We start from the raw sequence: 9,433 nt of genomic DNA on the forward strand, positions 1-9,433 counted from the left end.
ATCGCAGTACCTGCAATCATAGGATTCAAGGCACCTACAGCAGCCAAAGGAATACCAATGCAGTTAAAGATCAATGCCCAGAATAGATTTTGTTTAATATTGGTCATCGTCTTACGACTGAGGCGTACTGCTTGTACTAATGTGTGTAAATCGTTTCTTACGAGAACGATATCCGCCGCCTCTACCGCAATATCTGTACCACTGCCGATGGCAAAGCCAATATCTGCAGTTACAAGAGCAGGTGCATCATTGATACCATCGCCTACCATACCTACTACAAGACCTTTATCTTGTAATTCTTTTACCTTGCTAGCTTTATCTTGAGGCAAGACTTCTGCAATAACGTGAGTAATACCTGCTTGTTTAGCAATATATTGAGCCGTACGTCGATTATCACCGGTAAGCATCCACACATCGATACCTTGAGACTGTAATTCTTTTACAACCTCAATAGTTTCTGGACGCAATTCATCCTCTACAGCCCACAAAGCACTGATTATACCATCAACGGCTAGAACAGATACAGATGCACCTTGTTCTTCAAAATGTTGAATATCATCTTGCACCTTAGATAAATCATAACCAAGTTCACTCATCCAGCGGCTATGACCAAGTTGTACAGATACACCTTGGTAAGCACCTTGCAAGCCTTTACCCGGTACATCGCCAAAGCTTTCAAGTTCAACAGCCTTCCCCTTGTAGCCATGATCTTCACCATAGTAAACCATAGCCTTAGCAATCGGATGCGATGTGCCGCTTTCAAGAGCCATCATGATGGACATGTTCACACTTTCATCACCACTATAGTTTTTGAATTCCGTTACATCGAGCACGCCTTGTGTAAGAGTACCTGTTTTATCCATAACGATAGCATTGAGTTTACCGGCTTTTTCAAGATATTCCGCACTCTTGATGAGAACACCATGTTCTGCGCCAAGGCCAGAACCTACCATGATGGATGTCGGTGTAGCAAGGCCAAGCGCACATGGACAAGCGATAACTAGAACAGCGGTCGCATTAATAAGGGCTACATTGATAGAATCGCCTACAATAAAGTACCACACGAGACCAGTTAGTACAGCAAGGCCAATAACAGTTGGTACAAAGTATTGAGCCACAATATCCGCAATACGTTGAATGCTTGCTTTAGATGTTTGAGCTTCCTCTACGACCTTGATAATTTGAGATAACATCGTGTCGCTACCAATGCGCTTTGCTTCCATTGTGAAAGCACCACTTAAATTGATAGTCGCCCCAATAACCTCAGAGCCCACTTGTTTTTCTACAGGTAAGCTTTCACCTGTAAGCATAGCTTCATCAACGGTAGAGTAACCTTCTGTAATAGTACCGTCTACAGGAATCTTTTCACCGGCGCGCACTTGTAAAACATCGCCAGCCACAACCTTAGAGGTAGGAATATCTACAAATTCACCATCTCGCAATACATGAGCCGTTGCCGGTTGCAAAGCAATTAGTTTTTGAAGCGCTTCAGACGTACGCCCCTTGGCTACCTCTTCTAACAATTTACCTAGAAGGATAAATGTGATAAGCCATGCAGAGGTTTCAAAGTAAATACCATGAGGACCAAGTTCTGGATGGAACTGCCAATTATAAATACTGAACAAATACGCCACACTCGTACCCATAACAACGAGGACATCCATTGTAAGAGCCCCATTCTTTACGGCACTCCATGCACTCTTATAGAACATGAGACCCGGGCCAAATTGAGCGATAGTGGCTAATACAAATTCAACCCAAACCGGCAACGCTTGAATACCAAAACGATGCAAGGTCATGTTGATCATCATCGGTACCGCCATACAAGCCGCAATAATGAGGCGTGTAATATGTGGTTTTAAATTAACCTTTTCTATTTCTTGTTTCGTTTCATCCGCTTCAGTAGCACCAAAACCGATATTCGTTATGGCATCGATAATTTGTTGTGGTTCTACATTAGAACCATCTTTGTATTCTACGCTTCCCTTTCGAGTGAGTAGATTAACCTTTACAGATTCTACGCCATCGATCTTAGAAACGACGTTTTCAACGCGCTTTACACAAGCAGCACAGTGCATACCTGTAATATCAAACTCTTGTTTCTTCTTACTCATCATATCACTTCTTTCTACTAGAATTTCAAAAATATATGTCCTATATATCTATATAAGTCAGAAACTCATAGTAGACATATCATACATCGGTAATAGAGTATTTATAAACACGTATAGTTTATTATATGAACACCTTTACATGAGTATTCATTCATGCGACTCTCTTCCATAATAACATAAATTCTCATTACGTCAATATCCTACCAAATCTAGAGGGTTATTTCCTTTTTCTAAGGGAATTAATCTCCTGCCACCTATACACCTATACATAGTATAAAAAAATAGATTATAATAAAGTGATGATGAATAAACATAAACTTTGATTCCAAAGGAGGTGAAGCTATGTGTGAATCAATAAGCCCTATTGTAGAATTCACTTCGGTAGCGAAGGAATTTCGCCATGAATATGTTGTGGAGAAATCGCGTTTTATCACAACTGTATACCCTTGTTCTACAGAAGAGGAGGCACAGGCTTTTATTAGCCGCATCAACAAAGAATTTTGGGATGCCCGCCATAATTGTACGGCCTTTGCATTAGGACCAAAGCAAGAACAACAGCGCTCTTCTGACAATGGTGAACCATCTGGTACCGCTGGTAAACCTATGTTAGAAGTACTCAAAAAAACAGGTATTACCAATGTAGCTGTCGTAGTAACGCGCTATTTTGGAGGTATTAAGCTAGGCGCAGGTGGTTTGATTCGTGCATATTCACACTCCGTTGCGGAAACTTTACATCTTGCCCCTAAAGAACTACACACAACACGAACTCAGTTGCAGGCTACCATCGACTATTCCATGTATGGAGCTATAGAAAGATATGTGCAAGATCAAAAACTACATTATGAAGCAAGTTTTGGCGAACATGTAGATATTACTATCTTAGTACCTCCTACTGATGTAGAGCGCATACAAAAAGAGCTCCAAGACATGAGTCATGGAGCTGCTACTTGTACTATATTAGATTCTATTGAAGTGGTGCTACCGCTAGAACAATAATCTAACTGATACACACATAGTAATTAGTTTTCGCTATGAACTAAGCCACTTACGCCTTGAGCAAGTTCATGACGTTTTTCTGTAGTTAATGGATGAGGCCATACGCGTTCAAGTTGTTTTTTACGACTAACACCTGCATTATGTGCAGTCATTAATCTACGTGCTTCCCAGTTACGAATTGCTTTACTTAATGTTCTTTTTACTACGCCCATGATAGTACCTACTTTCTTAATCACTATTATTATATTAAAAATTGTGATAAGGATAGAAAGTTTATTTTAAACACATTATTCTTTCTCTTTCCTTGATGAATATAGTATATACGCTATTTTATCAAATGTGAAATTACTGTTACTTAGTTCGTTATAATTTTTATTTATCTTATTTTGTGTATAATAGGGAGATTCTATGGATACATCTTACTACCACAATTTTATTACCCTCGTTCAAACGGGCAATATGACTCAGGCCGCAGAGATTCTTCATATTACACAACCAGCTTTAAGTAAACAATTAAAGTATTTAGAAGCTGAATTTGGAGCTCAACTCATAAATATCAAGCGCGGCCAACGAGGATCAAACTTACAACTAACTGATGCGGGCAAAATTTTTTATCAAAAAGCCCAACAATTATGCTCCATTGAAGAATCAACATACAATGCAGTACAACAGTTGAACTCACGTATTGAAGGTACATTGCGAATCGCTACGTCTGCATCGCGCTCCACACCAATCGTACAACAATACTTACCAGCCTTTTCCATGAAATACCCATCAGTTCACTTCGAAATCTACGAAGGACTAATGACTAATGTGGTCAATCAACTTATTAATGGTAATGCAGAGCTTGGAATTGCAAACATTCAAATGGTAGACACTGATAAATTTGATATCCTTCTTACTCAAGAGGAACATTTATACGCTATTTTCCGCCGTGATGTATTCTGGATAGATCGTGAACATGATACTATCACGTGGGATGATATAAAAAAGTGTCCTTTATCCCTCTCTGGTGGATCTGTGCGAATGATTATGCAGTCTAGCTTAACTGACATGGATCAACTGAATGCTGTTGCCATCACTACAACTAAAAGCTCTGCCATCGAATGGGCATCCTCTGGGAGAACTGTGTCTTTAGTTCCTATGGATGCAAAAGAGCTCATTAACCATCGTAAAATGGCCCGTATCAAATTGCCAGAATTCTCAGGAGACTTCAAAAAAGCATTTATTACGCTTAAAGGCCATGCTTTATCCCCTGTAGCACAGCAGTTTATTGATTTCTACAAAGCATATGTATAAGCCTCACGATACTAATTTATATGATATGGTATTTATAACTTATCGTATGAGATTTTGTACAGTTATGAACATTAATACAATACATACAAAAAGACCTAGTACATAATGTACTAGGTCTTCTTTTTACTATCCTTGATGGACAGCACCTACTATATCAGTAATACTGTTAAGATTATATTGTTCCACATAATCGCCCATTTCACGAGCAATACGAGAAATCGCTGTTGGATCTACCATTGTAGCAACCCCAACTTGGACTGCTTGTGCACCAGCCATCATAAATTCAATAGCATCAGTGCCTGTCATAATACCACCAAGGCCCATAATAGGAATATTGACCCCTTTATACACTTGGTGCACCATGCGAAGTGCAACCGGTTTAACAGCTGGCCCAGATAAACCACCATAAATATTACCCAATACAGGTTTACGACGATGGATATCGATAGCCATACCAAGAATAGTATTAATGAGACTGACCCCATCACCGCCACCAGCTTCTACAGCCTTTGCGATTTCCACAATATCTGTAACATTTGGTGAAAGTTTTACAATAACGGGCTTATCTGTTACTTTACAAACCGCTTTTGTTACCTGTTCTACTACCTTTGGATCTATACCAAAAGCCATGCCTTCACAGGCAACATTTGGGCAAGATACATTAACTTCAAGACCTGCAATACCATCTACAGATAGTGTTTCTGCCATCCATGCAAATTCCTCTACCGTACCAGCAGACATATTTGCTAGCAATGGTACATCATATTTCTTGAGGTCTGGCAAAATATCTGTAACAAAATGTTCTGCCCCAGGGTTTTCAAGGCCTATACAGTTTAAGACACCAGACGGTGTTTCAGCGATACGAGTTCCTGGATTGCCGTGGCGACCTTTAGGTGTTAAACCTTTTACGGAAATAGCACCTACTTCATTGCTAAGGTCTAAATAACCAGCATATTCAGGGCCATTACCAAAGGTGCCAGATGCAGCAATAATAGGATTTTTCATCTTAATACCGCAGTAATCAACAGCAAGCTTTGGATTCGGCGTAACGGTGTTATTTAAATCGCGTTCACTCATTAAAAGAACACCTCCTCAGCTGGGAATACAGGACCATCTTTACAAACTTTGTAACGTTTGCCACCTGCGCCATCACAAGCACAACCTAAACAACCACCAGTGCCACAGCCCATGCGTTCTTCAAGAGATACTTGGCAAGGTACGTTGAGCTCTTTAGCTACTTGTGCCACACCTTTCATCATCGGTGTAGGACCACAAGTCATAACAGATGTAAAAGTATTAGCATTAATCAACTCAGGCATGATTGCTGTAGGGAACCCTTTCGTACCTACGCTACCATCATCAGTCGTGATGTGTACTTTAACAGGCGTATCTTTGAATAGATCTGCCCAGAAGGTTTCGCTTTCATTTCTAAAACCAAGAATAACTTGTGCCTCTTCCCCTTCTTTCAAATGGGATGCGATACATAGCATTGGTGCGATACCAACGCCACCGCCAACGAGAAGCATATTCTTAGATGTTACAAATGGTTCACCTAAAGGTCCTAAACAATCTAGTGTATCGCCAGGTACGAGACGTGTCATAATTTCAGTCCCCTTACCTACGACGCGATACAAAAGGGTAATAATACCCTTTTGTGCATCGAATCCAGCATAGCTGATAGGGCGACGCAATAATGGCGCCGTAGAGTCCGCTACGCGAACATTACAAAACTGTCCTACCTTTGCTTCTGCTGCTTGTTTTGGTGCGTGAATATCCATAATCCACACATCAGAGCCTATTTGCTCATTGCGAACGACTTCGCCCTGTTCTACATAGCCACTCATGGTTTTACTCCAATTCAAAATCTTGTAATGCTTCTACATTGTAGTTAGCATCATCTTTACGATTAGCTACAACGCGCAATACTTCACGAGCTGTATCAAGGCTTGTTAAGCATGGTGTACCCATTTCTACAGCGAGACGACGCAATTGGAAGCCTTCACGTTCAGGGCGTTTACCTGCAGTCAATGTGTTAAGTACAAGATCTACTTTATCTTGACGAATGTGGTCAGCACAGTTGTCATCACCTTCAGAGATTTTGTTAACTACCTTGCAGTCAACACCATGTTCTTTGAAGTATTTACCAGTACCGCCAGTTGCTTCGATGTGATAGCCCAATTCGATGAAGCCTTTTGCCAATTGGCTAGCTTCCTCTTTATCGCGGTCTGCTACTGTCATAAGAATTGTACCATCTTCTGGAATACGCATGTTCGCACCATTGATAGCTTTAAACAATGCTTCAGAATAAGTACGACCAATACCCATAACTTCACCAGTAGATTTCATTTCAGGTCCAAGAGCGATTTCTACAAGACCCATTTTGGAGAAGGAGAATACAGGAGCTTTTACAGCTACATATGGTTTATTAGGTACAAGACCGAGTGGCAATCCCAAATCTTTTAAGCTTTCACCAAGAGCAATGCGTGTTGCACATTCTACCATATTGATACCTGTAACCTTAGAAATGAATGGTACAGTACGGCTAGAACGAGGGTTAACTTCGATAACATTAAGTTCACCATCAGCCACGATATATTGGATGTTAAGTACACCTTTAACATTAAGGCCTACGGCAATACGACGTGTATAGTCAACGATTTGATCAATCAATTCTTGGCTCAAATGTTGAGCTGGGTAAACGGCCATGGAGTCACCAGAGTGAACGCCGGCACGTTCAATTTGTTCCATAATACCAGGGATACATACGTCAGTACCATCGGAAATAGCGTCAACCTCTACCTCCATACCAACCATGTAACGGTCGATAAGAACAGGATGTTCCTTGGAAGCTACTACGGCTTCCTTCATGTATACATCAAGCTCTTTATCGTTGTATACGATTTCCATGGCACGGCCGCCCAATACATAGGAAGGACGAACAATCAATGGATACTTCAAGTTTTTAGCGGCTGCTTGCGCTTCTTCATCGGAAGTTACAAGAGCACCTACTGGACGAGGAATACCAAGTTTTGCCAATAATTCATCAAAACGTTCACGGTCTTCCGCCATGTCGATGCTATCTACGGATGTACCGAGAATTTTTACACCGCGCTTAGCCAATGGACCTGCCAAGTTAATCGCTGTTTGACCACCGAATTGAGCAATAACGCCAGCTGGTTTTTCTTTATCGATAATTTCCATTACATCGTCCACTGTTAAAGGTTCGAAGTACAAGGAATCAGAAATATCAAAATCAGTAGACACTGTTTCTGGGTTATTGTTAATCATAATAGATTGATAACCCGCTTTACGAAGTGCCCAAGAGGAATGTACGGAGCAGTAGTCAAACTCTACGCCTTGACCGATACGAATTGGACCGGAACCTAGTACGACAACGGATTTTTCACCGAGTGGTTTAACTTCGTCTTCTTGTGCATAAGCACTGTAGTAATATGGTGTTTTAGATTCGAATTCAGCAGCACATGTATCTACATATTTATATGTTGGAAGAATGTTCCATTCTTTACGTTTTGCACGAACCTCTTCTACAGTTGTATTAGCATAACGGGCGATAACAGAATCAGTGAAGGAATAACGTTTTGATTTGCGCAATACTTCTTCTGTTAAGCCATGTTCAGCCAATGCTTTTTCTACATTAACAATGTTTTTGATTTTTTCAATAAAGAATGTATCAATTTTTGTAATGTAGTGAATTTTTTCTACACTAATGCCCTTGCGAAGTGCTTCTGCTACAACATAGATACGTTCATCATCTACTAAATGTAAACGTTCAATCAATTGTTCCATAGACTCATGAGAGATTTTCTTTAGCTCAATATGGTCTAACCCAATTTCCAAGGAACGAATTGCTTTAAGCAAGGAGCCTTCCAAGGAGCGATCGATAGCCATAACTTCGCCAGTAGCCTTCATTTGAGTACCCAATGTGCGGTCTGCCAAATTGAATTTTTCAAATGGCCAACGTGGGAATTTAGTTACTACATAGTCCAGAGTAGGTTCGAAGCATGCTTTTGTTTCACCTGTTACAGCATTTGTAATTTGATCCAATGTCATGCCTACTGCAATTTTTGCAGCTACCTTCGCAATTGGATAGCCAGTTGCTTTAGATGCTAATGCAGAGGAACGGGATACACGAGGGTTTACTTCGATAACGATATATTCATTGCTATTTGGATTCAACGCGTATTGTACGTTACAACCACCTTCGATTTTCAAATAACGAATAATTTCTACAGAAGCAGTACGAAGCATTTGGTATTGAATATCGTTTAATGTTTGGCTTGGTGCCACAACAATGGAGTCACCAGTATGTACGCCTACAGGATCGATATTTTCCATATTACATACGATGATACAGTTATCTGCACTATCGCGCATTACTTCGTATTCGATTTCTTTCCAGCCTGCTACAGAACGTTCTGCTAGGATCTGGTGAATTGGTGAAAGTTTCAAACCACGGCGTGTAATTTCATACATTTCATCTTCATTATGCGCAATACCACCACCAGTACCGCCCAATGTGTAAGCAGGACGGATAATGATAGGATAACCAATGCGATTAGCAAAGGCTACCGCTTCTTCAAGATCGTTAAAGATATCGGATTCAGGAACTGGTTGATTGATTTCCTTCATCGCTTCTTTGAAGAGTTCACGGTCTTCTGCTTGTTTAATAGCTTCAAGTGTTGTACCTAGAAGTTTTACACCGTATTCTTCTAATACGCCAGCTTCAGACAATTGTACGGCCATATTAAGACCTACTTGGCCACCCAATGTAGCCAATAAGCCCCAAGGACGTTCTTTTTTAATTACTTCTGTTACGAATTCAAGACTAATCGGTTCTACATATACGCGGTCTGCAATATCTGTATCGGTCATAATTGTAGCAGGATTGGAGTTAACCAATACTACTTTATAACCTTCTTCACGAAGGGAACGGCATGCTTGTGTACCAGCATAGTCAAACTCTGCAGCTTGGCCGATAATAATTGGACCAGAACCAATTACAA

Annotated in this window: 7 protein-coding genes; 2 read left to right on the plus strand and 5 right to left on the minus strand. The window is 40.5% G+C overall.

Annotation, left to right across the window (positions count from 1 at the left end; genetic code table 11):
* Window positions 1–2,114 (minus strand): cation-translocating P-type ATPase (locus QZ548_RS05135; RefSeq protein ID WP_295868859.1); only part of this gene is annotated, 2,114 nt, incomplete at its 3' end.
* A gap of 342 nt (window positions 2,115–2,456) precedes the next feature.
* Between QZ548_RS05135 and QZ548_RS05140 the strand changes: the two genes are divergently transcribed.
* Window positions 2,457–3,110 (plus strand): YigZ family protein, encoded by a 654-nt coding sequence (locus QZ548_RS05140; RefSeq protein WP_295868862.1) that lies wholly within the window; start codon window positions 2,457–2,459, stop codon window positions 3,108–3,110.
* Window positions 3,111–3,133: 23 nt separating this feature from the next.
* Here the strand turns inward: QZ548_RS05140 and QZ548_RS05145 are convergent, their stop codons facing one another.
* Window positions 3,134–3,322 carry a hypothetical protein gene (locus tag QZ548_RS05145; protein ID WP_227720963.1) on the minus strand — a complete coding sequence of 63 codons (189 nt, stop codon included), beginning with the start codon at window positions 3,320–3,322 and terminating at the stop codon, window positions 3,134–3,136.
* Between the two features lie 196 nt (window positions 3,323–3,518).
* Between QZ548_RS05145 and QZ548_RS05150 the strand changes: the two genes are divergently transcribed.
* Window positions 3,519–4,409: a LysR family transcriptional regulator gene (locus QZ548_RS05150; RefSeq protein WP_005387328.1), complete on the plus strand. Its 891-nt coding sequence runs from the start codon at window positions 3,519–3,521 to the stop codon at window positions 4,407–4,409.
* Between the two features lie 126 nt (window positions 4,410–4,535).
* Here the strand turns inward: QZ548_RS05150 and QZ548_RS05155 are convergent, their stop codons facing one another.
* The 3 genes from QZ548_RS05155 to carB all read right to left on the minus strand — a co-directional run.
* Window positions 4,536–5,486: a dihydroorotate dehydrogenase gene (locus QZ548_RS05155; RefSeq protein WP_295868867.1), complete on the minus strand. Its 951-nt coding sequence runs from the start codon at window positions 5,484–5,486 to the stop codon at window positions 4,536–4,538.
* Entirely contained in the window at window positions 5,486–6,253 is a 768-nt protein-coding gene (locus QZ548_RS05160; protein WP_005387326.1) for a dihydroorotate dehydrogenase electron transfer subunit, read from the minus strand. The genes QZ548_RS05155 and QZ548_RS05160 overlap by 1 nt, the downstream gene beginning before the upstream one ends.
* A 4-nt stretch (window positions 6,254–6,257) precedes the next feature.
* A partial coding sequence (gene carB, locus QZ548_RS05165; protein WP_295868868.1) for a carbamoyl-phosphate synthase large subunit occupies window positions 6,258–9,433 on the minus strand: 3,176 nt, incomplete at its 5' end.

The sequence above is a fragment of the uncultured Veillonella sp. genome (assembly GCF_915069625.1).
Taxonomy (GTDB): domain Bacteria; phylum Bacillota; class Negativicutes; order Veillonellales; family Veillonellaceae; genus Veillonella.